The sequence below is a fragment of the Arthrobacter sp. K410C genome (assembly GCF_059090105.1).
Map to the genome: position 1 here is coordinate 101813 of NZ_JBNHFJ010000003.1, position 26228 is coordinate 128040.

At 67.4% G+C, this 26228-nt stretch carries 24 protein-coding genes and 1 tRNA gene; 13 read left to right on the top strand and 12 right to left on the bottom strand.

What is annotated here, in order from left to right; all coding sequences use genetic code 11:
• Positions 1-114 precede the first annotated feature (114 nt).
• Genes AC5RU7_RS07225 through ssd form a run of 4 tightly spaced genes read right to left on the bottom strand, consistent with a single transcriptional unit; the run spans position 115 to position 4083 of the window.
• Positions 115-729, bottom strand: coding sequence for a type II secretion system F family protein (locus AC5RU7_RS07225; protein ID WP_494051700.1), 615 nt, complete (start codon positions 727-729; stop codon positions 115-117).
• On the bottom strand, positions 726-1607 hold the full coding sequence (locus tag AC5RU7_RS07230; RefSeq protein ID WP_494051701.1) for a hypothetical protein: 882 nt from the start codon (positions 1605-1607) through the stop codon (positions 726-728). The genes AC5RU7_RS07225 and AC5RU7_RS07230 overlap by 4 nt, the downstream gene beginning before the upstream one ends.
• Complete coding sequence (locus tag AC5RU7_RS07235; protein WP_494051702.1) at positions 1604-2887, bottom strand: TadA family conjugal transfer-associated ATPase; 1284 nt, start codon at positions 2885-2887, stop codon at positions 1604-1606. Before AC5RU7_RS07235 ends, AC5RU7_RS07230 begins: the two co-directional genes overlap by 4 nt.
• Positions 2884-4083 carry a septum site-determining protein Ssd gene (gene ssd / locus AC5RU7_RS07240; RefSeq protein WP_494051703.1) on the bottom strand — a complete coding sequence of 400 codons (1200 nt, stop codon included), beginning with the start codon at positions 4081-4083 and terminating at the stop codon, positions 2884-2886. Before ssd ends, AC5RU7_RS07235 begins: the two co-directional genes overlap by 4 nt.
• 117 nt (positions 4084-4200) lie before the next feature.
• Here ssd and AC5RU7_RS07245 point away from each other — a divergent pair, with 117 nt between their 5' ends.
• Both AC5RU7_RS07245 and AC5RU7_RS07250 read left to right on the top strand, forming a co-directional pair.
• Entirely contained in the window at positions 4201-5919 is a 1719-nt protein-coding gene (locus AC5RU7_RS07245; protein WP_494051704.1) for a bifunctional 3'-5' exonuclease/DNA polymerase, read from the top strand.
• Between the two features lie 160 nt (positions 5920-6079).
• Positions 6080-6271 (top strand): YegP family protein, encoded by a 192-nt coding sequence (locus tag AC5RU7_RS07250; RefSeq protein WP_494009947.1) that lies wholly within the window; start codon positions 6080-6082, stop codon positions 6269-6271.
• Between the two features lie 98 nt (positions 6272-6369).
• On the opposite strand, the gene AC5RU7_RS07255 is transcribed toward AC5RU7_RS07250, so the two are convergent.
• From AC5RU7_RS07255 to AC5RU7_RS07265, 3 genes are all read right to left on the bottom strand, one after another.
• Positions 6370-7047: an NUDIX hydrolase gene (locus AC5RU7_RS07255; protein WP_494051705.1), complete on the bottom strand. Its 678-nt coding sequence runs from the start codon at positions 7045-7047 to the stop codon at positions 6370-6372.
• Entirely contained in the window at positions 7044-7838 is a 795-nt protein-coding gene (gene nth / locus AC5RU7_RS07260) for an endonuclease III (RefSeq protein WP_494051841.1), read from the bottom strand. The genes AC5RU7_RS07255 and nth overlap by 4 nt, the downstream gene beginning before the upstream one ends.
• Before the next feature lie 68 nt (positions 7839-7906).
• Positions 7907-9304 (bottom strand): energy-coupling factor transporter transmembrane component T family protein, encoded by a 1398-nt coding sequence (locus AC5RU7_RS07265; RefSeq protein WP_494051706.1) that lies wholly within the window; start codon positions 9302-9304, stop codon positions 7907-7909.
• 403 nt (positions 9305-9707) lie between these two features.
• Here AC5RU7_RS07265 and acs point away from each other — a divergent pair, with 403 nt between their 5' ends.
• The 3 genes from acs to aroQ all read left to right on the top strand — a co-directional run bounded on the left by acs (position 9708) and on the right by aroQ (position 13115).
• Positions 9708-11708, top strand: a complete 2001-nt coding sequence (gene acs / locus AC5RU7_RS07270; RefSeq protein WP_494051842.1) for an acetate--CoA ligase — start codon at positions 9708-9710, stop codon at positions 11706-11708.
• Positions 11709-11800: 92 nt separating this feature from the next.
• Positions 11801-12598, top strand: a complete 798-nt coding sequence (locus AC5RU7_RS07275) for a DeoR/GlpR family DNA-binding transcription regulator (RefSeq protein ID WP_494051707.1) — start codon at positions 11801-11803, stop codon at positions 12596-12598.
• A gap of 52 nt (positions 12599-12650) precedes the next feature.
• A complete protein-coding gene (aroQ, locus tag AC5RU7_RS07280; protein ID WP_494051708.1) occupies positions 12651-13115 on the top strand; it encodes a type II 3-dehydroquinate dehydratase in 465 nt (154 codons plus the stop codon).
• A 21-nt stretch (positions 13116-13136) separates the two neighbouring features.
• On the opposite strand, the gene AC5RU7_RS07285 is transcribed toward aroQ, so the two are convergent.
• Positions 13137-14321, bottom strand: coding sequence for a MarP family serine protease (locus tag AC5RU7_RS07285; RefSeq protein ID WP_494051709.1), 1185 nt, complete (start codon positions 14319-14321; stop codon positions 13137-13139).
• A 186-nt stretch (positions 14322-14507) separates the two neighbouring features.
• Here AC5RU7_RS07285 and AC5RU7_RS07290 point away from each other — a divergent pair, with 186 nt between their 5' ends.
• Positions 14508-15185: a Crp/Fnr family transcriptional regulator gene (locus tag AC5RU7_RS07290; RefSeq protein ID WP_009359192.1), complete on the top strand. Its 678-nt coding sequence runs from the start codon at positions 14508-14510 to the stop codon at positions 15183-15185.
• A 111-nt stretch (positions 15186-15296) separates the two neighbouring features.
• Positions 15297-15485, top strand: a complete 189-nt coding sequence (locus AC5RU7_RS07295; RefSeq protein WP_494051710.1) for a hypothetical protein — start codon at positions 15297-15299, stop codon at positions 15483-15485.
• A gap of 13 nt (positions 15486-15498) precedes the next feature.
• On the opposite strand, the gene AC5RU7_RS07300 is transcribed toward AC5RU7_RS07295, so the two are convergent.
• The 3 genes from AC5RU7_RS07300 to sp36 are packed head-to-tail and all read right to left on the bottom strand — an operon-like array spanning position 15499 to position 17116.
• Positions 15499-16410 (bottom strand): NUDIX hydrolase, encoded by a 912-nt coding sequence (locus tag AC5RU7_RS07300; protein WP_494009940.1) that lies wholly within the window; start codon positions 16408-16410, stop codon positions 15499-15501.
• Positions 16411-16425: 15 nt separating this feature from the next.
• A complete protein-coding gene (locus tag AC5RU7_RS07305; RefSeq protein ID WP_494009939.1) occupies positions 16426-16959 on the bottom strand; it encodes a RidA family protein in 534 nt (177 codons plus the stop codon).
• Between the two features lies 1 nt (position 16960).
• Complete coding sequence (gene sp36 / locus AC5RU7_RS07310) at positions 16961-17116, bottom strand: Sp36 family protein (RefSeq protein WP_009359196.1); 156 nt, start codon at positions 17114-17116, stop codon at positions 16961-16963.
• Between the two features lie 37 nt (positions 17117-17153).
• On the opposite strand from sp36, the gene AC5RU7_RS07315 reads away from it, so the two are divergent.
• The 5 genes from AC5RU7_RS07315 to AC5RU7_RS07335 all read left to right on the top strand — a co-directional run bounded on the left by AC5RU7_RS07315 (position 17154) and on the right by AC5RU7_RS07335 (position 24366).
• Positions 17154-19490: a transglycosylase domain-containing protein gene (locus tag AC5RU7_RS07315; RefSeq protein ID WP_494051711.1), complete on the top strand. Its 2337-nt coding sequence runs from the start codon at positions 17154-17156 to the stop codon at positions 19488-19490.
• Positions 19491-19492: 2 nt separating this feature from the next.
• Positions 19493-20437, top strand: a complete 945-nt coding sequence (locus AC5RU7_RS07320; protein WP_494051712.1) for a metallophosphoesterase — start codon at positions 19493-19495, stop codon at positions 20435-20437.
• Between the two features lie 144 nt (positions 20438-20581).
• Positions 20582-22390, top strand: a complete 1809-nt coding sequence (locus AC5RU7_RS07325; protein ID WP_494051713.1) for an ABC transporter ATP-binding protein — start codon at positions 20582-20584, stop codon at positions 22388-22390.
• The gene (locus AC5RU7_RS07330; protein WP_494051714.1) at positions 22387-24213 is read left to right on the top strand and encodes an ABC transporter ATP-binding protein; all 1827 of its coding nucleotides are present in this window, start codon (positions 22387-22389) and stop codon (positions 24211-24213) included. Before AC5RU7_RS07325 ends, AC5RU7_RS07330 begins: the two co-directional genes overlap by 4 nt.
• A 76-nt stretch (positions 24214-24289) precedes the next feature.
• Positions 24290-24366 (top strand) — tRNA-Pro (locus tag AC5RU7_RS07335).
• 185 nt (positions 24367-24551) lie between these two features.
• Here AC5RU7_RS07335 and AC5RU7_RS07340 read toward each other — a convergent pair.
• Positions 24552-24794, bottom strand: coding sequence for a hypothetical protein (locus AC5RU7_RS07340; RefSeq protein ID WP_494051715.1), 243 nt, complete (start codon positions 24792-24794; stop codon positions 24552-24554).
• Positions 24795-24924: 130 nt separating this feature from the next.
• Here AC5RU7_RS07340 and AC5RU7_RS07345 point away from each other — a divergent pair, with 130 nt between their 5' ends.
• On the top strand, positions 24925-26202 hold the full coding sequence (locus AC5RU7_RS07345; protein ID WP_494051716.1) for a helix-turn-helix domain-containing protein: 1278 nt from the start codon (positions 24925-24927) through the stop codon (positions 26200-26202).
• The last annotated feature ends 26 nt before the right edge of the window (positions 26203-26228 follow it).

A 26228-nucleotide genomic window follows, 5' to 3' on the forward strand; every position in this document is an offset into this window, starting at 1 on the left:
CGGTGATGTTGCCGGCTGTCTTGACTCTTCCGCTCCCGGGCAGGACCGGTAAGTGCGCGGGTGGCCTAAGTGGATAAGGCCGGGCTCCCGGCCGGTGTGGAGGGAAAGACGTGGCTAACTGCCGGAGGGCACCAGGGCCAGCAGGACAGGAACCACGCCCAGGCAGATGAAGGCCGGGAGCGAGCAGAGTCCCAGCGGGACGACGAGTTTCACGCCGAGCGAGGCTGCGCGCTTCTCTGCCGCCCGGAATCTCTCCCGGCGCAGCCTTGCTGCCTGGGCATAGAGGATGGCCGATGACGGGGCGCCGGTGAGGGCGGCGAAGCCAAGGGCGTCACGCAGTTCCAAGATCTCGGGGAGCCGGACGGCTGAGCTGCGCCAGGCGGTCTCCCAGTCGGCGCCGATGGACAGGGCGGACACTACCGGCCGGAGCGCCCCGCGGTACCGGGTTGAGGCCGACGCTGCCACAAGTTCCAGTGACCGTCCGATGCTGGAACCTGCGTCCAGCATCGCCGCCACCAGTTCGAGCATCATGGCGGTATCTCGCAGGCCAGGCCCGCCCCGGTTGTGTGTGGTTCCTGCCTCGCCGGCGGACGGAACAGCCGGGGCCAGTTTGTTGATGCGCAGGAGACGAAGGCGTTTCCTCGCCGTCCATTTGTCCGAACAGATGAGGCAGGCGGCAGCTGCAAGTGACAGGAAGACGGCGGCGGCCAGCGGGACGTTCCCGCTCATGGCACTCCTGCCCCGGCGGCGGCCGACACCAGTCGCGCGGACCACACCCGGCCGGCAGCAGTGAGCGCTATCCCGGCCGCCAGCGCTGCCAGGCCCAGGGGTGTTCCCAGCAGAATGGCAAGAGGATCCACCCCCAGCGCCGCTCCCAGGCCCAACCCCATCAGCGGCAGCCAGGTCAGCAGGGTTACGGTGGCCTTTGGGCCTGCCAGGGCCGTCTGCCGGGCAGCGTCGGCGTCGTCCTCCACTTCGAGCTGGGCCGCGAATCGTGTAAGCACATCGGCGAGGGGACATCCGCTGGCTTCCGCGATGTCGAGGCAGGCCGCCAGCTCGGACCAGATCCGTGCTTCACGGTCCCGGACCGTGGACGTCGAATCCAAGGTCCTGCGGATGGCCTCGGACACGGGCCGGCCGCCTGCTGCTGCAGCCCTGGCAGCGGCAAGCACGGCCACGGAACCTGCCGACAGTCCGGCGCCGGGCCGCCGCTCCTTCTGGCTGGCGGCACGGTTCCGGTCCGGGGACTGCACAGGATGCGGTCGGAAGAGTTTGGCCGGAGGGTGCGCCGGCGGCGCACCGCTGCCCGCCGTCCCGTAGACCACCCACAGTTCCTCCCAGAGCCGGCCGGGCGTCCGTCCGCCTTTCAGCAGGGCTGCTAGTTGCTGGACCACCAGGGTCAGGGCCGAGGCTGCCGGCTTACTGCCCCGCCCCGCCGAACGCTCCCGCTTCCGCAAAGCCCAGGGCATGGTGAACCGCCCGGCACCGGCAAAGGGCACAGCCCGGTAGTGTCCTGCCGCGCGGCGCAGCCTGGCCGGGGCCCCATGTGGCGGCCTCAGCAGCAGGACGGCCGCCAGGACGAGGATGGCGGCCAGCAGCAGGATCACAACAAATCCCCCGCCCGGATCCCCAGCCGGGCCGCGAGCGCCGGCCACGCGGGGCCGGGCACGCCCGCAGCGGCTTCCAGTGCGGGAACGACCGCCAGCCCGTCCGGGCCATCACCAATGACGCCGATACAGGACACTTCCCGTCCCCGGGAAGTCCGCTCAACGTGGATGACGATGTCAAGGGCGCTTGCTGCCTGAAGCCTCACGGCGTCCGGGCCCAGCCCGGCCAGGGCGCCCAGCGCCGTCAACCTGGCGGGCACCGCGGCGGCAGTGTTCGCATGGATGGTGCCACCCCCGCCGCTGTGGCCGGTGTTCATGGCCGTGAGGAGCTCGCGTACCTCCGCTCCGCGGCACTCACCCACCACCAGCCGGTCCGGGCGCATGCGCAGCGCCTGCCGGACCAGTTCGCCGAGGTCCACCTCGCCGCCGCCTTCCAGGTTCCCGTGCCGGGACTCGAGCGACACCACGTGCGGATGGAGGGGATTGAGTTCTGCCGCATCCTCGATCAGGACGAGCCGCTCCTCCGGCGAGCACAGCCCCAGCAGGGTTGACAGCAGGGTGGTCTTGCCTGACCCGGTGGCACCGCTGACCAGGAAGCTCAACCTGCGCTCCACCACTTTGCGAAGGACATCCTGCAGCCGTGGACTGAACATTCCGGCCGCGCCAAGTTCGGCCATGGAGAAGACCCGTTCCCGGCGGATACGGACGCTCAGCAGGGTACCTGCCGTGGAGACCGGAGGGAGGACGGCGTGGACACGGTAACCCCCGGCCAGGCGCACATCCACACAGGGTGAGCCGTCGTCCAGCCGCCGGCCGCCGGCTGCCACCAGCCGGCAGGCCAGCGCCCGCAGCTGGGATTCGTTGTCGAAAACGATGGCCGTGCGTTCGATGCCGCGGCCCCGGTCCACCCACACAGAATCCGGTGCGTTCACGAAGATGTCCGTGGCGGCCGGATCGCGCGTGAGTTCCTGGAGCGGACCCAGGCCGTTCAGCTCCGCGCTGATCCGTTCCGCGGCGGCCAGGGCACCCGCTGTGCCCAGGAGCTTTCCCGTGGCCTGCACGGCGGCTGCCACCCGCGACGGCGTAACCGCACCTGCCTCGGCCATCATTGATTCCCGCACGGATTCCAGCAGCCCGGCGTCAACCCGGCGCCGGCTGTCCTGTCCACGGTTGTCGCGCCGCCGGACAGGGCCCGGGCCCGGCCGGGCTGCCGGCGGTCCGGCCGGTTCTGGCCCGGGCAGGACCGGGCCCGGCACCAGCGGCCCGGGGTGTTGCCTCATGCCAGGTCCTCCACAAACATGTCGTCGCCCAATGCGTCAAGGACGGATGCGGCGAAGTGCCGGATGCTTCGCCGCTTGCCCAGGTCAAGGAGCCGTCCGGCCTCGACCGCGGCGGCCACCCCGCGCAATTCCGGCACCCGGCCCTGGATGGGCAGCCCAATGGCGTCGGAGAGCAGAGGCCCGTCCAGCGCAGAACCGGGCTTTCCGCGGACCAGGAGGGCAGCCTCAACCGGAGGGAACTCCTGGAGCAGCCGCGCCGCCGCCACGGCAGCTTTGAGCTGTGCGGGAACCACCACCAGAATCCGGTCGCAATCCCACGTGAAGGCCTGGAGCGGCTCTGTCCGCCGGCCTATATCCACCACCACCAGTTCGTAGCTCCGCCGGGCAGCGTCCAGTACACCCACGGTGGTGGAGGCAGCCACCGGAACCGGCTGGTCCCTGCTGGCGGGCCATGACAGGAAGGAGAACCCGCCTGCAACGGGCAGGGAGTCCGAAAGCTGCACGGGATCGATGCTGCCCCGGGCATCGGACAGGTCCGGCCAGCGCAGGCCCGGGTGTTCCTCGGCGGCGATGGCAAGCTCCACTCCTCCTCCCCAGGGGTCGCCGTCCACCAGCAGCACACGGACCCCCAGGCCAGCGGCAGCCTGCGCGATCCAGACGGCCGCAGTGGTGGCCCCGGCGCCGCCGCACCCACCGGTCACGCCCAGCACCAGTCCGCCGGGTGCAGGCGATCGCGACCGGCTGAGATGGTCGGCCAGCCATGCTGCAGCGTCCGGGAGCACCGCCACCCGTTCAGCCCCCAGGGCAGCGGCCAGGTGCCACAGGCTATCGCCTTCCCCGTCCAGTCCCACCAGCACCGCGGGTGCCCGGCGCCGCGGCGGCAGTTCCCGGATATCACTGCCCACCAGGACCGCGCCCGCCCCTTCCCAGTGCCGGCCGCTTTCGGCAGCGTCAGCAACGACACGCAGATGCGCGCCGGCGGCCGCCACAATCCGCTCCACCTCGGACCGGAGGAGGGCGGACGCCGTCACCAGCAGCACCTCGTCAGCACCGGCCGGAAGCCATGCCCCGGCGGCGTCGTCCCCCGGGCCGGCTCCGGTATCCGCCGTCCCGGCCGGCACCGGGCCGGAGGACCGCGCGGAACTGCCAGCACTGCCTGGATCTGTGTGGGACGGGGTCAACTGGTGCCTGCTCATGGAGCCACTCTCCACGGGCGGGCGGAAGCAGGTAAGGCACCGCGGCCGCTATGTGGAAAAGCCGGGCCGGACGCTGCCCGCGCCAGGACAGCCCCGTGATCAGGGCACAATTGGAGCATGTACCTGCTGCTCGCCGCCCACCCCCACGGCGCGGCCCTTCAGGAACTGACCCAGGCGGGCGAGCCCCAGCCGGCCAACCCCGAACCGCACATTATCGCCCGCGAAGACCTCCCCGCCGTCGTGCATCGGCTTGAAACAGACCGGAAGGGCGGGCAGCCGCCGCGCTGGATCTGGCACCGCACGCAGGACTGGTACCCCAGCCTGCTGGCGTCCGGCGTGGAACTGGAGCGGTCCTACGACCTCACCCTCTGCGGAAACATCCTCGCCTTCTCCCAGTTCACCGCCCACACGGAGTACGCCCGCACCGCGGACAGGACCCCGGTGGAGGACCCGGTCCTCCCGTCCAAAACACTCCTGCCGCCCCGCCCGCCGGCGGACCAGGGTGCCCTGTTCGATGAGCCGGACACGGCGCCCCTACCCCGGCAAACGCCCGGTGAGCTCCGCAGCGAGTACGCTGCGCAGCAGGCCGCCCTTGCCGCGGTGGACCCGGAGGGGAACCGGCGCAACCGGCTTCAGCTGCTGCTCGCCGCAGAGTCCGCCGCCGCGATGATCGCCGCCGAAATGCAGCACGCCGGCGTTCCCTGGCGCGAAGACCTGCATGAAAAGATCCTTGCCGACCATCTCGGGCCCCGCCCGCCCTTGGGGCACCGCCCGGCCAGGCTGGAGGCCCTGGCCGCGGAACTGCGGAACCTGCTGAACGCGCCCGCCCTCAACCCGGACTCCCCGCAGGACCTGATCCGGACCCTGCACCGCAACGGCATCGAGGTGAAAAGCACCCGCAAGTGGGAGCTGCGGGAGTCGGGCCATCCGGCCATAGAGCCGCTGCTGGAGTACAAGAAGCTGTCCCGGCTCCACACGGCCAACGGCTGGGCCTGGCTCGATGCCTGGGTGACGGGAGGCAGGTTCCGGCCGGAGTACGTGGTGGGCGGCGTGGTCTCCGGGCGCTGGGCGTCCCGTGGCGGCGGTGCCCTGCAGATTCCGCGCCAGGTCCGCGGCGCCGTGCATGCCGATCCCGGCCACAAACTGATCGTGGCGGACGCATCCCAGCTGGAGCCCCGCGTCCTGGTTGCGCTGGCGCAGGACTCTGTGATGGCCGAGGCCGCGCGCGACCAGGACCTGTACGCGGCCATCGCCGCCAAGGGCTTCGGCGGGGACCGGGCGAAGGCGAAGATTGCCCTGCTCGGCGCCATGTACGGGGCCACGTCGGGGGAAGCCGGCCGGCTTATGCCCCAGCTGGCCCGGACATACCCGCGCGCCGTGGACTTTGTGGAGCGTGCGGCGCGGACCGGTGAGACCGGCGGAACGGTCACCACCAGGCTGGGCCGCAGCAGCCCGCCGCCGTCGGAGCGCTGGTTCCACAGCCAACGGTCCGCCACCGCCGAGGAGCAGCGGCGCGCGGAATCCTTTGCCAGGTCCCGCGGCCGCTTCACGCGGAACTTCGTGGTCCAGGGCTCAGCCGCTGACTGGGCGGCCTGCTGGCTCGCGGAATTACGACGGCGGCTGCGCGGCTTGCGCGCGGATGGTGCCGCGGGTGCCGAACTTGTTTTCTTCCTCCATGACGAAGTAATGGTCCATGCTCCGGCGGACCAGGTGGCTGCCTGCACCAGGGCCATCGAGGACGCTGCCAATGCGGCCAAGGAACTGCTGTTCGGCCCCGTTCCGGTGGAGTTTCCCGTCAGCATGGCCGTGGTGGACTCCTATGACCACGCCAAGTGACGGCAAATAAGTCAGCACACGTACCCACAAGTCGGGGAATGTAACCTACCCGGCAGTAGCTCGACTGGCAGCGTGACGGGCGTTACAGTTCATAGCGGCGACTGAGGCAGACCGGTCGGGACGGCTGATGCAACGACGCATACCAGGGGAGGTCCGACATATGGCGGGCAGGTTCGAAATTCACCGCGTAGGAGACGAGTCATACCGGCTGCGGCTCACAGATGCGGAAGGCAACATCGTTGCCGTTTCACCCAACTTCAAGTCGCTCAACACGCTGCTTGAAGGCATCAAGGCGATGCGGGAAAACGCGGCGACAGGCATCGTGGTGGACCTGAGGCAGCAGCAGGCCTGAAGCACCACGCACCGGGCTCCCCGGCTTTTGCCGGGGACCCGCCCCAAGACCGGGCAGCCGCGCTCAAAGGCGCGCGTGGCTTCCCTATTCTTTTGGAATCAGACGCCCAGCCTGTGAAGGCGGGTGCGGTCCCACGGGACGGACCAGCCCAGCTGGTCGAAGAGTCCGCTCAGGACAATTCCGGTAAAACCCCACACCAGGACACCGTTCACGGTGAATCCGGGGCTTTCGAACGTGCGCCCTGCCCGGTGCACGGTAGCCATCACCCGGTTGTCGGGATCCAGCAGGTCCCGCACCGGCACCCGGAAGACCTGGGCTGATTCGGCATAATCCACCACCCGGACCGGCGAGGGTGAGCGCCACCAGCCCAGCACCGGGGTCACCAGGAAGTTGCTGTGGGCCAGGCCGAGCTGCTGGAGCGTGCCCAGGACTTCGACGCCGCCCGCGTCGAGCCCGGTTTCCTCCTCGGCTTCGCGGAGGGCGGCCTCCACTGCTGACTCGCCGGCGTCGATGCTGCCGCCGGGAAAAGCGACCTGCCCCGGGTGCGAGCCCAGCGTGTGGGCGCGTTCAAGGAGCAGCACGTCGAGGTCGGCGGGGGCAAGGGGCTTGCCCCCGGCGGCGGGGACGTCATCCAGCGCGCCGAAAAGCATCAGCACGGCGGCTTTTCGTGCCAGCTCCTCGTCCACGGTAAGTGCCGCCCAACGCGGATCCGGTGTGGCGTCGACTCCCGATTCGGACCGGCGGACCAAGCCGATCAGGTCATCCCGGGCACTCACGGCGTCTTCTTCCGGGATGCCATCCTGATCTCCGCCGCCCGCTCCGTGTTGGCCAGCAGCTCTGCCAGCAGGTCCTCGCTGCCCGGCGCCAGTTCGTATTTCAGGAGCTTGGCCGCTTTGGCCGGGTCCGTTTCACCCAGGCCGTAGCTGGGACACCAGTTGGCCACCGGGCACGCCCCGCAGGCGGGTTTCCGGGAATGGCAGACCCGTCGGCCATGGAACACCACCCGGTGCGAGAGCATGGTCCAATCCTTCGGTTCGAACAGCTCGGCCACGTCGGACTCGATCTGCACGGGATCCTCCGACTGCGTCCAGCCGAACCTGCGGGCCAGCCGGCCGAAGTGGGTGTCCACCGTGATACCCGGGATGCCGAAGGCGTTTCCGAGCACCACGTTGGCGGTCTTGCGGCCCACGCCGGGCAGGGTGACCAGGTCCTCGATCCGGCCGGGCACAACGCCGTCGTACTCATCCACCAGCCTGGTGGCCAGCGCCAGGAGGTTGCGTGACTTCGCCCGGAAGAAACCGGTTGGCTTGATGATTTCCTCGAGCGTGGCCGGGTCCGCCTCCGCCATGGCCCGCGCGTCCGGGTAGCGGGCGAAGAGCAGCGGCGTGATTTGGTTAACCGTGACGTCGGTGGTCTGGGCCGAAAGGACGGTGGCCACCAGCAGTTCAAACGGGTTGGTGAAATCGAGCTCCGCGTGCGCGTAGGGGTACTTCTCCGCCAGTGCCCTGTTGATGCGCCGTGCCCGCCGCTTCAGCGCGAGCATCGACTCGGAGGAAACCACCGGCATCCCGGCGGTTTGGCCGGCGGGGGCCGTCTTTCCGCCGGCCTTTGCGGCGCGGGGCGCGGCCACGGGACCTAGCCGCGCTCGATGTTGCTGAGGTCCCGCAGGACGCCCAGCCGCCCGTCAGTGTGCTGGACCAGGAACTCATGGCCGCGGTCTTCGAGGGCAAGGACCCAGCCACCCGGTTCAATGATGAAGGCCGGCGCCCCCGTGCGCGGATCGTAGGCGGTGCGGTGCTGGGCAACAGCAAACCAGAACGCCTCGTGGATGGGCTGCTCGTCCACTTGCTCGTGCCGGCTCGACGGGTCAACTGTTGCCCCGATCGGTTCCTCGGGGCGGATCTGCTGGTGCACCGCAGTTGCTGCAGGCGGCTCCCACGTCCTCCGGGCTGCGGAGGCAGCCGCACCGGAGGCAACCGGCTGCGCACCGGCGTCGTGATGTCCGCCAGGCGCACCGTTTGTGACGGACGAACCGGATCCGGCCGGCACCTCCCCGAAATGCGTGTCCTCGCCGGATGCTGCAGCGGGACGCACGACGTCGGCCGCCTGGGTGGGCGGACCAGCGTCGATTTCAGGAGCGTGGTCGGCTACTTCGGGAGCGGTGGACACGGGAGTGCCTGCCGCGGAGGTCCCTGCGGATGCAGGACCGGTGGCGGGCACGGCCGCGGTGGCCGGGGAATGGTGCGCGGAAACGGACGGGACGGCGGCGGTGGCCGGCGCATGGTTGGTGGCGGACGCATGGTCGTTTGACCGCGGCGGGACGGCCGAGGATCCGGCACCCGCGCCGCCGAAGAGCTTGCCGCCGGCGGAACTGAGCAGCTTCCCCGCGCCCGGCTTGGACGCAGATTTCGGCTTGGGTTCTTTGGGGGCACGCGGCTTCTGGACCGGGACAGCTGCTTCACGGGCCACCACGTGGGCCGGCGTTTCGGCGCGGCCCTGGAAGTCACCTTTGAGGTACGGCAGGAAGCGGCCCAGCACCGTTGCCGCGAAAAGGACCAGGGAGCCGATCAGGCCCACCAGCAGGCTGGGCACGTAAGCGCCTGCCACGGACAGGAAGAAGAAGGCAACGGCGAAGCAGGCCACCACGGAGGCGAACTGGTCCACGGACAGGGAACCGATGCGGATCCTGGTGGTGGGCGCGAGCCTGCGCGCTGCGAAGAGGGCGCTGGTGATCAGGGGAAGGATGATTCCCAATCCCAGGAAGAACAGGTTGTTCAGGTTCCACAGGTTGTACCGCCCGCCGAAGATGGGCAGTAGTGAGGCGATGAACAGGATGAGGGTGCCGGCGAAGACAGCCAGGTCCCGCACGGTGAACGGCCCGAGCACTGCCTGGTTGGCATCCTTGGAAAGGCCTGTGCGGCTGCCTTTTCCAGCGGCCGCCGCCTGCGGACCGTCCCCGGAGGCGGGCCCTTCGGCGCCTGCGCCTGCCGCGGTGTCGGGGCCTGTTTTCTGGCCGTAGCTCTGCTGGTTCATTCTGTTCTCCTTAGCGTGGCGGTACCGGGGCCTGGCCCCGGTACCGTCCCGTCGTAACACCGGATCCGCTGCTGCCCGGCACTGGTAGCGCCCGGCTCCAGCGGCCCGAGGTGAAGTCACAATTCCATTTCAGCCTAGTCAACAGCCGGGCTGATCACTAGCTGACAAGGGACCGCCGGGACCACCGAAAGGACGCGCGGCAGACCATTCACCGCTTAATAAACGCCGCTCGCGGGCCGGCTTGTGACACGGCACACACACCTGCGCGGCCAAGCATTAGTCTTGAATCCGGAACAGCTCTTTGCGGTATGACCGTGACGGGCCGGTGCCCGACGTCGTGCATGCGGCGGAGCCCGGCCGGCGATCATGCCGCCAGCGAAGATCGATGAATGATGAGGTTCACATGTCCCAGGACACTCCAAGCTCCACGGCCACCGTTCCTGCCGGCTCCGAACAGCACGGTGACGCGTTCGAAAACCTGCTCCATGAGACGCGGACGTTCCCGCCGTCGCCGGAGTTCGCGGCCAACGCGGTTGTCACCGCGGAGGAGTACCGGGAGGCCGACGCCGACCGGCCGGGTTTCTGGGCGAAGCAGGCCCGGGAACTGCTGACCTGGAGCAAGGATTTCGACGAGGCTCTGGACTGGTCCAACCCGCCGTTCGCGAAGTGGTTCGTGGGCGGGGAGGTCAACGCCGCGTACAACGCACTGGACCGGCATGTGGAGAACGGCCGCGGCGACCGGGTGGCAATCCATTTCGAAGGCGAACCGGGCGACACCCGCTCATACACCTACGCCGAGCTGACCGAAGAGGTCAAGAAGGCCGCGAACGCGTTCGAGTCCCTCGGTGTGGCCAAGGGTGACCGGGTTGCCGTCTACCTGCCGATGATCCCCGAGGCCGTCATCACGCTGCTGGCCTGCGCCCGGATCGGGGCCGTGCATTCGGTGGTGTTCGGCGGGTTCTCCGCCGACGCGCTGCGTTCCCGGATCGATGACGCCGAAGCCAAGCTGGTGGTCACCGCCGACGGAACTTACCGGCGGGGCAAGCCCAGCGCGCTGAAGCCGGCGGTGGACGAGGCGCTGTCCCGGCCCGGGCACACCGTGCAGAACGTGGTGGTGGTCAGGCGCAACGGCCAGGACGTGGACTGGACCGAGGGCCGGGACCACTGGTGGGCGGACACCGTGGACGCCGCCTCGAACCAGCACACCGCCGTCGGGCACGACTCCGAGCACCCGTTGTTCATCCTGTACACCTCCGGGACCACCGGCAAGCCCAAGGGCATCCTGCACACCACCGGCGGGTACCTCACCCAGACCGCCTACACCCACAAGGCCGTGTTCGACCTGCACCCGGACACCGACGTGTACTGGTGCACCGCCGACGTCGGCTGGGTCACCGGCCACTCCTACGTCACCTACGCCCCGCTCATCAACGGCGCCACCCAGGTCATGTACGAGGGCACCCCGGACTCCCCGCACCAGGGCCGGTGGTGGGAGATCGTGGAAAAGTACAAGGTCTCCATCCTCTACACCGCCCCCACCGCGATCCGCACCTTCATGAAGTGGGGCCGGGAAATCCCCGACAAGTACGACCTAACCTCCCTGCGTGTCCTTGGCTCCGTGGGCGAACCCATCAACCCCGAGGCCTGGATGTGGTACCGGGACGTCATCGGCGGCGGCAAGGCACCGATCGTGGACACCTGGTGGCAGACCGAAACCGGTGCGCAGATGATCGCCCCGCTGCCCGGCGTGACCGCCGCCAAACCCGGCTCCGCGCAGGTCCCGCTGCCCGGCATCGCCGTGGACGTCGTGGACGAAAACGGCGCCTCCGTGCCCAACGGCCACGGCGGCTTCCTGGTGATCCGCGAACCCTGGCCCGCGATGCTCCGCGGCATCTGGGGCGACCCCGAACGGTTCAAGGACACCTACTGGTCCCGGTTCGAGAACATGTACTTCGCCGGCGACGGGGCCAAAAAGGACGAAGACGGCGACGTCTGGCTCCTGGGCCGCGTGGACGACGTCATGAACGTCTCCGGGCACCGGCTCTCCACCACCGAGATCGAGTCCGCCCTGGTCTCCCACCCCGCCGTGGCCGAGGCCGCCGTCGTGGGCGCCGCCGACGAAACCACCGGCCAGGCCGTGGTCGCGTTCGTCATCCTCCGCGGCGACGCCGTGGACACCGGCGAAGACACCATCACCGAACTCCGCAACCACGTCGGCAAGGAAATCGGCCCCATCGCCAAACCCAAGAACATCCTCGTGGTCCCCGAACTGCCCAAAACCCGCTCCGGCAAAATCATGCGCCGCCTCCTCAAGGACGTCGCCGAAGGCCGCGACCCCGGCGACGCCACCACCCTTTCGGATCCCACGATCATGCAGCAGATCGCGGCGAGCCTCCGGAAGTAGGACGACGGCGGCGGCGCTTCCCCGGCGGTGGGGAGGCGCCGCCGCCGTATGCTGGGAGCAGACCTGTCCCCTGCCCCGAAGGATGCGCCCTGATGCTTCCCGCTGCACGTCACCAGGCCATTGTGGACGCCGTCCAGCGCGAACGGGTGGTGCGGGTTTCGGACCTTGCCCAGCAGCTTGGCGTGTCCCTCATGACCGTGCGGCGCGATATCGAGCAGCTGGAGGAGGGCGGCAAGCTGGAGCGCATCCACGGCGGAGCCAAGCTCCCGGGCGATGCCAGCACGTACGAGCCCGGCTTTGAACAGAAATCCACGCAGCTGACCGCGGAGAAGCGGGCCATCGCCGTGGAGGCCGCGGCGCTGGTGCAGGAAGGCATGGCGGTGGGCCTGAGCGCCGGTACCACCACCTGGGCGCTGGCCAAGGAACTTGCCGGCGGTCCCCGGATCACGGTGGTGACCAACTCCGTGCGGATTGCCGACCAGTTCCACCACGCATCGTCGTCCGGTTCGGCGCGCTACGCGTCCACAGTGATCCTGATCGGCGGCGAGCGCACGCCCTCGGATGCCCTGGTGGGTCCCATCGCCACCGGCGCGCTGAAACAGCTGCACCTGGACATCCTTTTCCTCGGCGTCCACGGCATGGACGCCGACGCCGGATTCACCACGCCCAACCTTCTGGAAGCGGAGACAGACCGCGCCTTCGTGGCGGCAGCCCGCAAGACGGTTGTCCTGGCCGACCACACCAAGTGGGGCATGCTGGGTATCAGCTCCATCGCCGCCCTCGACGACGTGGATGAGGTCATCAGCGATGCTGGCCTTGGTGCCGACGCCCAACGCATACTCGGTGAAAAGACCAAGCTTCGGGTTGCACCCGCCTGGCGGGAACCGTGACAGGTGCGGAGCATGCACAGCACCCCCGTCACCTAAGGATAGATTGGCACCCATGACCGAACCTTCCTCCGCCACCGATATCAGCCGCGGCACCATCCTGGTAATCAACGGCCCCAACCTGAACCTGCTGGGCACCCGTGAGCCGGAAAAGTACGGCACCTCCACCCTTGCCGACGTGGAGGACCTGGCCGCGGCGGCCGCGAAAACCCACGGCTTTGTGGTGGAGTGCGTCCAGTCCAACCATGAAGGCGTTCTGCTGGACACCATCCACGCCGCCCGCGAAAACGCCGCCGGCATCGTCATCAATGCCGGCGCCTTCACGCACACGTCCGTGGCGCTACGCGACGCCCTCGCCGCCGTACAGCTTCCCGCCGTCGAGGTGCACATCACCAACGTTCACCAGCGCGAGGAATTCCGGCACCACTCCTACCTGTCCCCCGTGTGCTCGGCAGTGATTGTCGGAGCAGGCGTTACCGGGTACCGGCTGGCCATCGACTACCTGGCTGAGGTCCTCTAGGCGGACAGCTCCGGCGGACCGTCACTTCTGGATGCACTGGCCCGACGACACAGTTGCGGTCAGCGCGGGGGCCTGCGCGGCCACCGGGTTGAGGTCGTCCATGGTGATGGCGAAACCCATGTCCGTATCCGACGTTGCCTTGGCGAAGATCACGCCGGCCACCGCACCGTCGGTAGTAAGCAGCGGTCCACCGGAGTTGCCCGGCTGCACGTCGCCCGCCAGCCGGTAGATCTCCTCAGGCGTGGGGTTGCTGCCGTAGATATCCGGAACCAGCACCGTGGTGATGTCCTGCACCGTGGCCGGCTTGGACTGGAACGGGCCGCCGTGCGGGTACCCAGCGAACGCGGCCGGGCTGCCGCCAGGGAGATCGGCACTCAGCGGCAGCGGCTGCGCGGGCAGGTCCTCCACGGCCAGCACGGCGATGTCATGCTTGGTGTCGAAGTAGACCACCCGCCCCGGCATCGCGCCGCCGTCGGACATTTCCACCACGGGCTGCGACACTCCCGCCACGACATGCGCGTTGGTGACAACGCGGTCCTCGGAGACTACGAAGCCCGTGCCGGTCTGGTTTTGGCCGCATTCGTAGGCGGTCCCGGCGATCCGAAGGACGGATTCTGCCGCCCGGTTGAGGGCAGGCGTGTCAGTGCTCGCGTTGGGCACGGGGACGGCGGGGCCCTGTTCCAGCCCCTCGATGAGGGTGGGGATCCCGTTGCCGATCACCGCGGAGCGGAGCTCAGCCATGGTGGCCTTGACGGGCGTGGGGGTCAGACCGTCGATGAAGCGGATGACCTTGGACTCGGCCAGCTGCTGGGACACCAGCGGGACACCCAGCGAACTGATGCTGAACGCCAGCATGGACATGACCAGCGCCGACACCACGACATTCACGGCGCCGCCCACAGCCCGGTCCACCGCACGCAGCGGCCGGATCCGCACGGCACCCCGGATCTGCCGTCCCACCATGGTTCCCAGACCGTGTCCCAGGACCACAAGGACGACGGCGGCCGCCACAATGGCGGTGAGCCGCCAGCCGGAGTCCTCAACAAAGCCGCTGACCAGGGGAACGGCGAAGAATGCGGCTACCGCACCGGCGGCGAAACCGGCGATGCCGCCTGCCGTGACGAGGAAGCCGTTGCGCAGGCCGTAGACCAGGTAGGACAGCAGCGCCAGGATCAGGATCAGGTCCAGGACAGTCAAGCCGACCACGAGGGGCTCCTTATTAACAGTTGAAACCTCATTCTAATGGCGCTCCCTGACAATCTTCCGGGGTTGCCTGCGGAGTCAGTGAGCCCGTCATCACGGCGGATCGGGTGCCAAGTTCGTCACAGAACCTTGAAAATTCTGAAACAATGGCAAAAGCGCCACAGCCGATACTTTTACTCAGGAGATTTTATGGACATCGAGGTACTGCGCCGAGCACCACTTTTCGCCACGCTTGACGACGACGCATTCCGGCTGCTGACGGACGAGCTCACCGAGGTGGACCTCTCCCGCGGTGCCTCGGTCTTCCGTGAAGGCGACCAGGGTGACCAGCTCTACTTCATCGTCTCCGGCAAGGTAAAGCTCGGCCGCACCTCCCCCGACGGCCGCGAATCCCTCCTCGCGATCCTGGGCCCGGGCGAACTGTTCGGCGAAATGGCCCTGTTCGACCCCTCCCCGCGCACCGCCACGGCCACCGCCGTCTCCGAAACGCGGCTGGCAGGCCTGAAGAACGAGAGCCTGAACAACCTCCTGCGCACCCGCCCCGAGGTTTCGGCCCAGCTGCTGCAGGCCCTGGCCCGCCGCCTGCGCCGCACCAACGACTCCCTCTCCGACCTCGTCTTCTCGGATGTTCCGGGCCGCGTTGCCAAGGCCCTGCTGGACCTGGCCGACCGCTTTGGCCGCCCGGCCACCGACGGCGTCCTGGTAGCCCACGAACTCACGCAGGAAGAGCTGGCCCAGCTGGTGGGCGCCTCCCGCGAAACCGTCAACAAGGCCCTCGCCGAATTCGTCCAGCGCGGCTGGCTCCGGCTGGAAGCCCGCGCCGTCGTCATCCTGGATATGCAGCGCCTCCGCCAGCGCTCCCGCTAGGCAAAAGCCAAGCAAAAGGCCGCCCCACGGGGCGGCCTTTTCGCTGCGCCCTGACTGCGCACACTCCATCCCGGCCGGAACTACGGGCGGTAAAATGGAAGCCAGAGGTGCATGGCAATGTCCGTGGCTATGTTTGTCCTGTTGATCCTGCTGGGCGTGGCCGCCGTGGCCGCCATCGCCGGAACGATAGTCCTCGTCATCCGCGACGGCCGGGGCGAAATTCCGCCGGAACCCTCCATCCGGCCTTGGACAGCCGGGACGCTGCCCAGCCGCCCCTATTCCACGCTGCCCAGGATCTAGCGTTCCGCGGCACTCAGCGTTCGCGCTGGGGATCGCCGGGCATGGTCTTCGCGGCTTCCACTTCGAGCAGCATCCTGCCGTCCTCCACCACCAGCGTGGGCTGGTACACGTGGGCCTTGCGCTTGTAGCTGAGGTAGGCGATGCAGCCGTTGGCCGTGGCCATCTTCTCGAGCATGATCTCGGACCCCGGCACCATCAGTTCGCCGAGGGTGCGGCCCACCGTGTTTTCCTGGCCCACCTCTTCCCCGAGGATGGTGCTGTTCCGTTCCTCGATGACTTTGGCGGCGTTCACCCACCGGCCCCAGACTCCCTTGCCTTCCAGCAGCGTGGGCTCCTGGCCAAGCGGCACCGTGGCGGCGAAGTAGCGGGTGTCGAACCTGCGGTGGGCGAAGTCGGGGCTGCGCCAGTTGACGAGGGATTTCAGCAGGTCGGTCCGGAGCGAGAGCCCGCGCTTCTCCAGGACCTGCGCGAGCGTCTTTTCCTGCTCGGCCACCGCAAGCCTGGCGCGCATCCACTCCGGGGTGGAGGTGGCTTCGACGGTGCCCGCATTGTCCGGGCCGGCCAGCAGCACGCCCGTCTCCTCGAAGAGTTCGCGGATGGCGCCTACCACGTGCCGTCGTGCAAGCCCGACGTCGTCCGTCCCCATCTGCTCGGCCCAATACTGCGGTGACGGGCCCAGCCAGCCGATCGGATCGTCGTCGGCGGCGTCCAGGGAACCGCCGGGGAACGCAAGGACCCCCAGCGGCGAGGAACCTGGCCGGTAGGCCAGCCAGGTTTCCAGGCCGGTGGGGGAATCCCGCAGCAGGACCACGGAGGAGGCAAAGCGCGCGGCGCGCGGGGTGCGTTCGCCGTGTTCGAGCCAGCTCTGCGCTGCCCCTTCAAGATCCTGGGGAAGTGCAAAAAGGCGTCGGGCGAGCTGTGGCAAGGGAAGCGACCGGTCCTAGCTGAATTCGGCGATCAGTTCGACTTCAACCGGCGAGTCGAGCGGCAGGACGGCAACGCCGACGGCGGAACGGGCGTGCTGGCCGGCGTCACCGAGGACGCGGCCCAGCAATTCCGACGCGCCATTGATGACAGCCGGCTGCCCGGTGAAGGACGGGTCCGAGGAGACGAAGCCCACAACTTTAACAATGCGGGTGATCCGGTCCAGGTCGCCGATCACGCTCTTGACCGCGGCCAGTGCGTTCACGGCGCATACGGCGGCGTAGCGCTGGGCGTCCTCGGGGGACACTGTGGGCTCGTCCGCGGCACCCTCGGCGCCTGCCGACACCTTGCCGGTAGCTTCGAGTTTGCCGTTAATAAAGGGCAGCTGCCCGGAGGTGTAGACGTGGTTGCCGGAGATGATGGCCGGGACGTAGGCGGCCACGGGGGCAGCCACCTGGGGAAGGGTCAATCCGAGTTCTGCGAGGCGCTGCTCGACGGCGGAAACGGGCTGTGTAGCCGCGCCGGAACGGGCTTCTGCGGGGGTGCTCATGCTACTGCTTCTCCCTCTTCAGGTAGGCAACGAGGCCGTTGCCGTCGGGGCCGGGGACAACCTGGACGAGCTCCCATCCGTCCTCTCCCCACTGGTCCAGGATCTGCTTTGTGGCGTGGATAATGAGCGGAATCGTCGCGTACTCCCATTTGGTCATGAGAGAAAGACTAGTCGTTGCCGGTAAAGTGGAAAACATGGCGACTCGTAAGAACCCCTTATTCGATACTGCCACCACCCTCGGAAAGATCCTAGTTTTCCTTGGCGTGAGTGCGATTTGCGGTGTCCTGGTAGCTGGCCTGCTGGTCCCCGCGGCCGCAGTTTCGGGCAGTGCTGCAAGCGGTTCCATCGAGTTCTTCGACACACTTCCGGCGGAGCTCAAGGTTGACCCGCCGAACCAGACCACGAGGATCCTGGCGGCGGACGGCAGCGAGATTGCCAACGTTTACACGGAGAACCGCACCAAGGTTGCCCTGGACCAGATCTCACCGTTCGTGAAGGAAGCTGTCATCGCCGTCGAGGACAGCCGTTTTTATGATCACGGCGGCGTGGACACCACCGGCATCCTCCGGGCGCTGGTCAGCACCGCGCGCGGCAACCGCCAGGGTGCCTCCACCATCACGCAGCAGTACGTGAACAACGTCCTGAACGCCAACCTCGCGGCCGAGGGCAACGAGGACCAGATCAAGCTCAACGGCGTGAACAAGGGCGTGGGCGACAAGCTCCGCGAAATGAAGCTCGCCATCGCCCTGGAAAAGGAATTCAGCAAGGAGCAGATCCTTGAGGGCTACCTGAACATCGTGTTCTTCAACCGGGACGCCTACGGCATCGAGGCTGCTTCCAGGTTCTTCTTCAGCACCTCCGCCAAGGACCTCACGCTCCCCCAGGCCGCACTGCTGGCCGGGCTCGTGAACAGCCCGTCCGCGTTCGATCCCATCAACAACCCGGAGAGCTCCAAGCAGCGCCGCGACCTGGTGCTGGGACTCATGCTGGACCAGGGCAGGATCACGCAGGCCGATTACGACGCCGCGGTGGCCACTCCCGTGGAAACCAAAGTGACCCCCGCCCGCCAGGGCTGCGCTTACGCTTCCACGGCACCGTACTTCTGTGACTACGTCCTGCACCTGCTGGAGAACAATCCTGCCTACGGCGCGGACCCCAAGGAGCGCCAGCGCCTCATCTACGGCGGCGGCCTGACCATCACCACCACCCTGGACCCGGCTGCCCAGGCCGCGGCTCAGGAGCAGGTCAACGCCTCCGCCGGCGCCAACCCGGACAAGTGGGGTGCTGCCATGGTTTCCGTGCAGCCCAACTCCGGCAAGATCATTTCGATGGCGCAGAACACCACCTTCCTGCCTGCCGAGGGCTCTTTCGACTCGCAGGTGAACTTCAACGTGGACAAGCTGGACAAGGACGGCAACGACCTCAACGGCCTGGGCGGCGCACAGCCCGGCTCCACCATGAAGCCCTTCACGTTCGCCGAATGGCTCAACGAGGGCAAGTCCATGAACACCGTGGTGAATTCGGCCCAGCGCGTCTACCCCCTGAGCTTCCCCTGGCGCCACACCTGCGGCAAGGTGACCGGCGGTTACAGCACCGCGCAGAAGAACCAGGGCCTCGGCACGGCTGATGACCTGCAGAACGCCGAGCCGCAGTGGTACCGCCCGCTGTCCGTCCTTGAGGGCCTCTACAACTCCATTAACACCGTGACCTTCGCCTCGGCGGCCCAGGTGGACTTCTGCGGAATCCAGAAGATCGTGGACGCCACCGGCCTGCACGGCGGCCTGCCCGCTGAGGGGGACCCGAACCCGAAGATCAACATGTCCCTCCTGGGCAACCTGCTGGGCTCCACGCAGACCTCCCCGCTGACCATGGCCAGCGCCTTCGCCACCTTCGCGAACGACGGCAAGTTCTGCGAGGCCATCGCCATCACCTCCGTCACTGACGCAACGGGCAAGCAGCTGCCGGCACAGTCCACCAGCTGCCGGGACGCCGTCAAGCCTGAGGTTGCGCGCGGCGTGAACTACGCGCTCCAGGAAGTCCTCAACCGTGGTTCCGGCTCACTGATCCAGCCCCGGATCTCCACCCGGACCAACTTCCCCATCGGCGCCAAGACCGGTACGTCAAACATGAATGAATCGACGTGGGTTGTTGGCCACACCACCGGCCTGGCCACCGCGGCCTGGTTTGGTGATCCGCTGGGCGCCCAGAACCGGCCGGGCCAGAACATCACCGTAAACGGGAAGTTCTACAAGGGCATCGACGGTTACATGATCGCCGGCCCTATGTTCTCCAACTTCATGTCCCGCATCGCTCCCGCCTATGGCACGGAGCCGTTCCCGGCACCGCCCGGCAACCTGCTCAACGGTTCCAACCGCAACACCACGCCCGCCACCACCGCCCCCCAAGCGAGCCAGGCGCCGGCTCCGGCACCGGCACCCGCCCAGCAGCCCACCCAACAGCCCGCGCCCCAGCCGACCGGCAACGGAAACGGGAACGGCGATGACAACGACAACGGCAACGGAAACGGCTAGCCGTGGCCCTGAATGAGCTGGCCGGCCGCGTCCGTACCATCGGGCGCGGCTTTGCCGTCACCGCGGGAGCCGGGGCGGCTGTCGGACTGGCCGCCGCCGGGTACGGGCTGTGGGAAAAGAACCAGTTCGTGCTGCGTGAAGAGACGCTGGAGATCCTGCCTCCGGGCCGGGACCCGTTCCGCATCCTCCACCTCAGCGATATCCACTTTGTCCCCGGGCAGCAAAAGAAGGCAGCCTGGTTGGAGTCCCTGGCCGGACTCCAGCCAGACCTGGTGGTAAACACCGGCGACAACCTGAGCCACGCCAAGGCGGTGGATCCGCTCCTTGCCGCCCTGCGCCCGCTGCTTGAGTTTCCCGGCGTTTTCGTCCCCGGCTCCAACGACTACTTCGCCCCCAGCCCTAAAAACCCGGCCTCGTATCTGCTGGGACCGTCAAAGGTCAAGCCCAAGACCGTCCCCCTGGACTGGCCGCGGCTGCGGTCGGGCTTCGGGATGGCCGGCTGGATCGACCTGACCAACCGCCACCAGTCAGTGGTCCTTAATGGCATGCGCTTCGATTTCTCCGGCGTGGACGATCCCCACCTGAACCGCGAACGCTATGCGGGCTGGCCCAAGGGAACCATCAACCAGGATGCCAACGACCACCTCAAGATCGCCGTGATCCATGCCCCTTACCAGCGCGTGCTTGACCACTTCACCGAAAGCGGCGCGGACCTCCTGCTCGCCGGCCACACGCACGGCGGCCAGCTCTGCATCCCCGGCTACGGGGCGCTGGTGTCCAACTGCGACCTCCCCGCCTGGCGTGCGAAGGGCCTGAATGACTGGTCCAGCAATGGAAGCACGACGCCTGTCAACGTCTCGGGCGGCATCGGCACCTCCCGCTTCTCCCCGGTCCGGATCGCCTGCAAACCTGAGGCAGTCCTGCTGACGCTTACCTCGCCTGCCTGAGCCGCACCAGCCGCAAGCCATCACGGACTGCAATAAGTAAGCAAGCGTGCCGACCGGGCTGTAAACCCTGTGAATCGTCCAAGGCCATGGCATAGGGTAGTTGCTAAGGGAAACTACCTTCGATTCAGAGCTTGAGAAGCGGGCATGGCCGAGCAAACTCCATTTTTTCGATCCATCAGCCGTCTCTATCCCCATGTCCGCGCCATCATTCCCCGGCTGCTGCTGGGCCTTCTCTGCGCCCTCCTTGCCAGTGTGGTTGCCCTGGCCATTCCGCAGGTCCTGAGGGTCCTCATCAACGAATCCCTGAAGCCCGGCGGCGCCACGCAAGCGGTCTGGACTTCCGCCGGCCTCATCCTGGTCCTCGGCGTGGCGGAAGCAGGCCTGGTGGCGCTCCGCCGCCAATTCGTCATCAACCCGGCCACCACAGTGGAAACCCGGATGCGGGTGTCCCTGTATGGCCATCTGCAGGATCTCACCGTGTCCTTCCACGACCGCTGGGGCTCAGGCCAGCTGCTGTCCCGGGCCATGACGGACCTGAACTTCCTGCGCCGGTGGATGGCCTTCGGCGCCATCATGCTGGTGGTCACTACCCTGACCGTCATCATCGGCATTGCCATCATGTTCGCCATGAGTTGGCAGCTGGCGCTGATCTTCCTGGCGGCCGCGGCGCCCATCATGGCCTACAGCTTCCGGTTCCGGACACGCTTCAGCAAAGTTACCCGCCGCAGCCAAGACCAGGCCGGTGACCTCGCCACCACGGTGGAGGAATCGGTTCACGGCATCCGCGTGCTGAAGGCCTTCGGCCGGAGCCGCGAAGCACTGGAAAGCTTCAACGAGCAGGCCGAGGAGCTCCGCCAGACCGAGATCCAGAAGGCCCGGCACCAGGCAACCTTCACCATGGTGGTCACGCTCCTGCCGGAGCTCGCCCTCGGTGCCGGGCTGGTGGTGGGCGTGATGCTCTGCGCCACCGGCCAGCTGGACATCGGTGCGCTGGTGGCATTCTTCGCAACCGCAGCCGTCATCGCCTCCCCCGTGGAGTTCTCGGGCATGCTGCTGGCCATGGCACTCACGGCCAAGACCGCCGTCGACCGCCATTACGAGGTGATGGACACGGAGAACACCATCACCAGTCCACCCGAACCGTGCATGCCGGAGAGGCTGGACGGTGCGCTGCGCTTCAACAACGCGTCCTTCGCTTTCGACGACGCTCCGGACAAGCCCATCCTCAAGGACATCGACCTCGAGGTCCGGCCCGGCGAAACCATGGCCCTGGTGGGCATCACGGGCAGCGGCAAGAGCGCCCTGATCCAACTGGTGCCCAGGCTGTATGACGTTACCGCCGGCGCCATCACCATCGACGGCGTGGACCTGCGCGCGTTCGACGTCGCGGAACTCCGGCGCATTGTGGGTGTGGCCTTCGAGGACACCACCCTGTTCTCCAGCTCCGTCAGGGACAACGTGCTGCTGGGCGCCCGGGAGCGGACCGACCACGTCCTCGAGGAAGCACTGGATGTGGCACAGGCGCACTTCGCCTACTCCCTCCCGGAGGGCGTGGACACCCTGATCGGCGAGGAGGGCCTCAGCCTCTCCGGCGGCCAGCGGCAGCGGATAGCACTGGCCCGCGCCATTGCAGCGCGCCCACGCATCCTGGTCCTGGATGATCCCCTGTCCGCCTTGGATGTGCACACCGAGGAACTGGTGGAGACGCGCCTGCGGGAGGTCCTCAAGGACACCACAACACTGATCGTGGCCCACCGGCCGTCCACCGTGGCCCTCGCTGACCGCGTGGCGCTGCTGGAGGAAGGCCGCATCACCGCCGTCGGAACCCATACGGAACTGCTGGCAGGCAACCACCACTACCGGTATGTCATCGCCAGCCTGGACCAGGAACCCCGGGATCTGGACTCGGAGCTCTCGGACCTCGAGGACCATGCAGAGGAAGCCATCCGATGAGCACCGCCACGTTCGGCACCGCCAATGAGGACAACGCCCACCTGAGCAAGAGTGACAGCAGGGCGGTACGGCGCCGGTCGCTCGCCCTGCTGCGGTCCCTGATCCGTCCGGTGCGGGTACGGTTCTGGCTGACTATCGCCACTGTGGTCCTTTCGCAGGCGGCCCGAGTGGCGGGCCCGGCGCTCATCGCGTTCGGCATCGACCACGCCCTGCCCGCGCTGCGCGCCGGGGACAACCTTCCCCTGGTGCTCACCGGCGTCGCGTATCTCCTGGCAGCCATCGCGACAGCGGGACTCACCGCCCTGTACGTCACCTCCACGGCGAAGCTCAGCCAGTCGATGCTGCTGGACCTGCGCGTCAGGGTCTTCCGCCACACGCAACGCCTGAGCCTGGAATTCCACGAGAAGTACACCTCCGGCCGGATCATCGCCCGGCAGACCTCCGACCTTGAGGCCCTCCGCGAACTCCTCGATTCCGGGGTGAGCTCGCTGGCCTCGGGCCTGCTGTTCATGGTGTTCACCGCCGTCACCGTTTTCGCCCTGGACTGGCGCAGCGGCCTGCTGGTGCTGGCCGCCGGCGTGCCCATGTTCCTCCTGGCCCGCTGGTACCAGAAGCACTCGCAGATCGCGTTCCGGCAGTCCCGGGTGGTGTCCGCCCGGCTGATCGTGCACTTCGTGGAAACCATGACCGGCATCCGCGCCGTCAAGGCGTTCCGGAAGGAACGGGAGAACGCCGAACAGTACGGGCAGCTCGCCGAGGACTACCGGCAGGCCACCGTCCGCTCCATCAACCTCAACGGCATCTTCCAGCCCGGGCTGGTGCTGATCGGCAACGTCTGCGTGGCCGTCGTCTTGCTCTTCGGCGGCTTCCGGGTCCTCGGCGGCGACCTTGCCGTGGGCGTGCTGCTGGCCCTGATCCTGTCCACCAAGCGCTTCTTCCAGCCGGTGGACCAGATGGCCATGTTCTACAACTCGTTCCAGAGCGCCCAGGCTGCCCTCGAGAAAGTCTCGGGACTGCTCGAAGAGGTGCCAACGGTCCGGCCGCCCCGGAACCCCGTGGCGCTCAAGGACGCCGCCGGCGAGATCGACTTCAAGGACGTGGAGTTCCGGTACGGCGACGGCCCTGTCATTGTTCCGACGATGAACCTGCATATTCCTGCCGGGCAGACCGTCGCCCTGGTGGGCCAGACCGGGGCCGGGAAGTCCACCCTGGCCAAGCTGATTGCCCGCTTCTACGACGTCACGTCCGGCTCGTTGACCCTCGACGGCGTGGATCTGCGGAACCTCAGCACCACTGACCTGCGGCGGAACATCGTGATGGTCACCCAGGAGGCCTTCCTCTTCAGCGGCTCCGTGGCGGACAACATTGCCCTGGGCCGGCCGGAGGCCTCCCGGGCGGAGATCGAGGAAGCGGCCAAGGCGGTGGGCGCCCACGGCTTCATCATGGCCCTGCCGGAGGGCTACGACACCGATGTGAACAAGCGCGGCGGGCGCGTGTCCTCCGGGCAGCGGCAGCTCATCAGCTTCGCCAGGGCCTTCCTGGCAAAGCCGGCCGTGCTGATCCTGGATGAGGCCACCTCGTCACTGGACATCCCCTCCGAGCGGCTGGTGCAGAACGGGCTGGCGCGGCTGCTCGCCGGCACCGGATCCGCGGGAAGGACTGCCCTGATCATCGCCCACCGTCTGTCCACTGTCGAGACGGCGGACCGGGTCCTGGTGGTGCACGACGGCCGCATCGTGGAGGATGGCAGCCCCACCGAGCTGATCGGCGGCGGGGGCAGGTTCGCCGAACTTCACGGAGCCTGGAAGGACTCACTGGTCTAGCCCCGGGTACCGCGGTCCGGATTTCACATCGGGGCCGGGCATCAGCTATCCTTGTAAAGTTGCTTTTGCAGCGGATCGGGATGTAGCGCAGCTTGGTAGCGCGCTTCGTTCGGGACGAAGAGGTCGCAGGTTCAAATCCTGTCATCCCGACCAAAGAGAAAAAAGAGGGTCTTCTGAGAAGGCCCTCTTTTTCGTTTCGTTACCCAGCACAATATTCCCGGTATGCAAGTCAAAAGGGCCCCACGCGGATCCATCACCAAACCTTTACACCTGGACCAAAAGAAAGCCCCGGAGCCGGGGCTCCGGGGCTTTTCGTCGCCTCCTTGGTGAGGAGGTTCCTACATGGGGTTGGGCCAGTTTCCTGTGTACGTGATGTACGAGGTGTCGCTGGTCTCAGTGCTGGTGTCGGTGCTCTTGTCCTTCTTCTTGTCCTTGGTGGACATGGGATTCGGCCAGTTGCCGGTGGCAACAGCAGTACCGGAATTATCCGCCAGAGAACCCGCAGACAGTACGGCCGGAGCCGCGGCAGAAAATGCTAGGGCGCCAGCCAGGACCGTGGCCGTGACCAATTTCTTGAACATGTTGGTTCCTCAATACGAGTCGGATTCGTTACAAAGTCAGCACTGCCCTTGTTGACATACATTGTAAAATGTTTTCCACAGGCGCTGTCAAGCGCTATTTCTGAGCTGTCCGGAACAAGGAGGAAGTCCCGTGGGCAACGGATTCGGGGAGAAGCTCCGGGCGGAGCGCTTGGAGCGAGGCCTCACGCAGGCCGAACTGGGTAAGGACCTGTACTCCCCCAGCTACATTTCACTGCTCGAAACCGGCCGCAGGGAGCCCACCGCTGAGGTCATTGAGGAACTGGCCCGCCGGCTGGAGCTGGCTCCCAAGGCGTTGGAGGCGTGGAGCCAGCCGATCTCCGCCAGCGACGCCGAATACGTCCTTGCCGGCCTCTACGCCAGGCAGGCCTGGGACCTTCGGGACTATGCCCTGGCGGCCAGCCACGCCGCCACGGCCGCGCAGCTCGCGCTCGAAGGCCGGAACACGAGCGCCTGGTGGAACATGACGTACATGCAGGCCGAGTGCCTGATGAGGCAAGACGACCTCACGGAGTGCCAGCGGATCGTGGAAAGGCTCATCGAGCACCCCATGGCCCGGGAATCGGTAGGGCTGGGCGTCCGCGCCCACCAGATGCTCGCGGCAGTCCTGCAGCGCCGCGGGCAGTTGCCGGCTGCCGTGGAGGAGGCAATGGAAGCGGTCAGGCTGTCCGAGCAGCTGCCGAAGAGTTCCACCATCATCACCGGCGCCCTGCGGGTCCTGATCGGGGCACTGGCGGAGAGCGGCCGGCTTGAAGAGGCCTGGAAGTACTGCCAGAAGCTGCACGAGCAGGTGGATGAAGAGGCCATGACGCAGCTTGCCGGCGAAGTGGCGTGGGTCATCGGCAACGTGGCGTTCATGCGCCACGACTACGTGGAAGGCGTCCGGCACCATGAGCGGGCGGCAAAACTGCTGTCCCCCGCCAATGACATCGAGATGTGGGCCCGCTTCAACAAGGCATCCGCCGCCGTCAGGCTGCAGGCCGGCATTGTTGAGCCGGAAACCCTCTCATCCATCGAACGCGCGGAGCTTGCCTTCTCGATCGTCAGCGGGACCAAGAGTGATGCGCTGGAGGTCGCCTTCATCCGCGCCCGGTGGCTGTACCTCACCGGAGACATCGTTGCCGCCGTCGAAAAACTCCGCGAGATCCATGCCGACCGCGCTGCCCTGGCCAAGCACACCGCGGGCGAGGTTTCGCTTCTGCTCGGCAAGTCCCTTAAGGCTGCCGGCGAACCCGACGAGGCCCTGGTGCACCTCGAAGAGGCGCAAAAGGCCTTCAGCGCCGCGGGCGCCGGGGACCGCGTCCAGCAGGCGCTGGACGCGATCCTGGAAATCCGGCTGGCACAAAAGCGCGCCGGATCAGCCCCCAAACCCGCCAAGCAAGCCGGTTAGCCAGGCCGTCCGCCGGAGCAGCCGGG

Coding starts and splice junctions, on each gene's coding strand:
- AC5RU7_RS07290 (WP_009359192.1), top strand. CDS start 14,508: ATGGACATCGAGGTACTGCGCCGAGCACCACTTTTCGCCACGCTTGAC.
- AC5RU7_RS07225 (WP_494051700.1), bottom strand. CDS start 729: ATGAGCGGGAACGTCCCGCTGGCCGCCGCCGTCTTCCTGTCACTTGCA.
- AC5RU7_RS07235 (WP_494051702.1), bottom strand. CDS start 2,887: ATGAGGCAACACCCCGGGCCGCTGGTGCCGGGCCCGGTCCTGCCCGGG.
- AC5RU7_RS07245 (WP_494051704.1), top strand. CDS start 4,201: ATGTACCTGCTGCTCGCCGCCCACCCCCACGGCGCGGCCCTTCAGGAA.
- AC5RU7_RS07250 (WP_494009947.1), top strand. CDS start 6,080: ATGGCGGGCAGGTTCGAAATTCACCGCGTAGGAGACGAGTCATACCGG.
- AC5RU7_RS07315 (WP_494051711.1), top strand. CDS start 17,154: ATGGCGACTCGTAAGAACCCCTTATTCGATACTGCCACCACCCTCGGA.
- AC5RU7_RS07325 (WP_494051713.1), top strand. CDS start 20,582: ATGGCCGAGCAAACTCCATTTTTTCGATCCATCAGCCGTCTCTATCCC.
- AC5RU7_RS07305 (WP_494009939.1), bottom strand. CDS start 16,959: ATGAGCACCCCCGCAGAAGCCCGTTCCGGCGCGGCTACACAGCCCGTT.
- AC5RU7_RS07340 (WP_494051715.1), bottom strand. CDS start 24,794: ATGTTCAAGAAATTGGTCACGGCCACGGTCCTGGCTGGCGCCCTAGCA.
- AC5RU7_RS07330 (WP_494051714.1), top strand. CDS start 22,387: ATGAGCACCGCCACGTTCGGCACCGCCAATGAGGACAACGCCCACCTG.
- acs (WP_494051842.1), top strand. CDS start 9,708: ATGTCCCAGGACACTCCAAGCTCCACGGCCACCGTTCCTGCCGGCTCC.
- AC5RU7_RS07295 (WP_494051710.1), top strand. CDS start 15,297: ATGGCAATGTCCGTGGCTATGTTTGTCCTGTTGATCCTGCTGGGCGTG.
- ssd (WP_494051703.1), bottom strand. CDS start 4,083: ATGAGCAGGCACCAGTTGACCCCGTCCCACACAGATCCAGGCAGTGCT.
- nth (WP_494051841.1), bottom strand. CDS start 7,838: ATGCCGGTGGTTTCCTCCGAGTCGATGCTCGCGCTGAAGCGGCGGGCA.
- AC5RU7_RS07265 (WP_494051706.1), bottom strand. CDS start 9,304: ATGAACCAGCAGAGCTACGGCCAGAAAACAGGCCCCGACACCGCGGCA.
- AC5RU7_RS07275 (WP_494051707.1), top strand. CDS start 11,801: ATGCTTCCCGCTGCACGTCACCAGGCCATTGTGGACGCCGTCCAGCGC.
- aroQ (WP_494051708.1), top strand. CDS start 12,651: ATGACCGAACCTTCCTCCGCCACCGATATCAGCCGCGGCACCATCCTG.
- sp36 (WP_009359196.1), bottom strand. CDS start 17,116: ATGACCAAATGGGAGTACGCGACGATTCCGCTCATTATCCACGCCACA.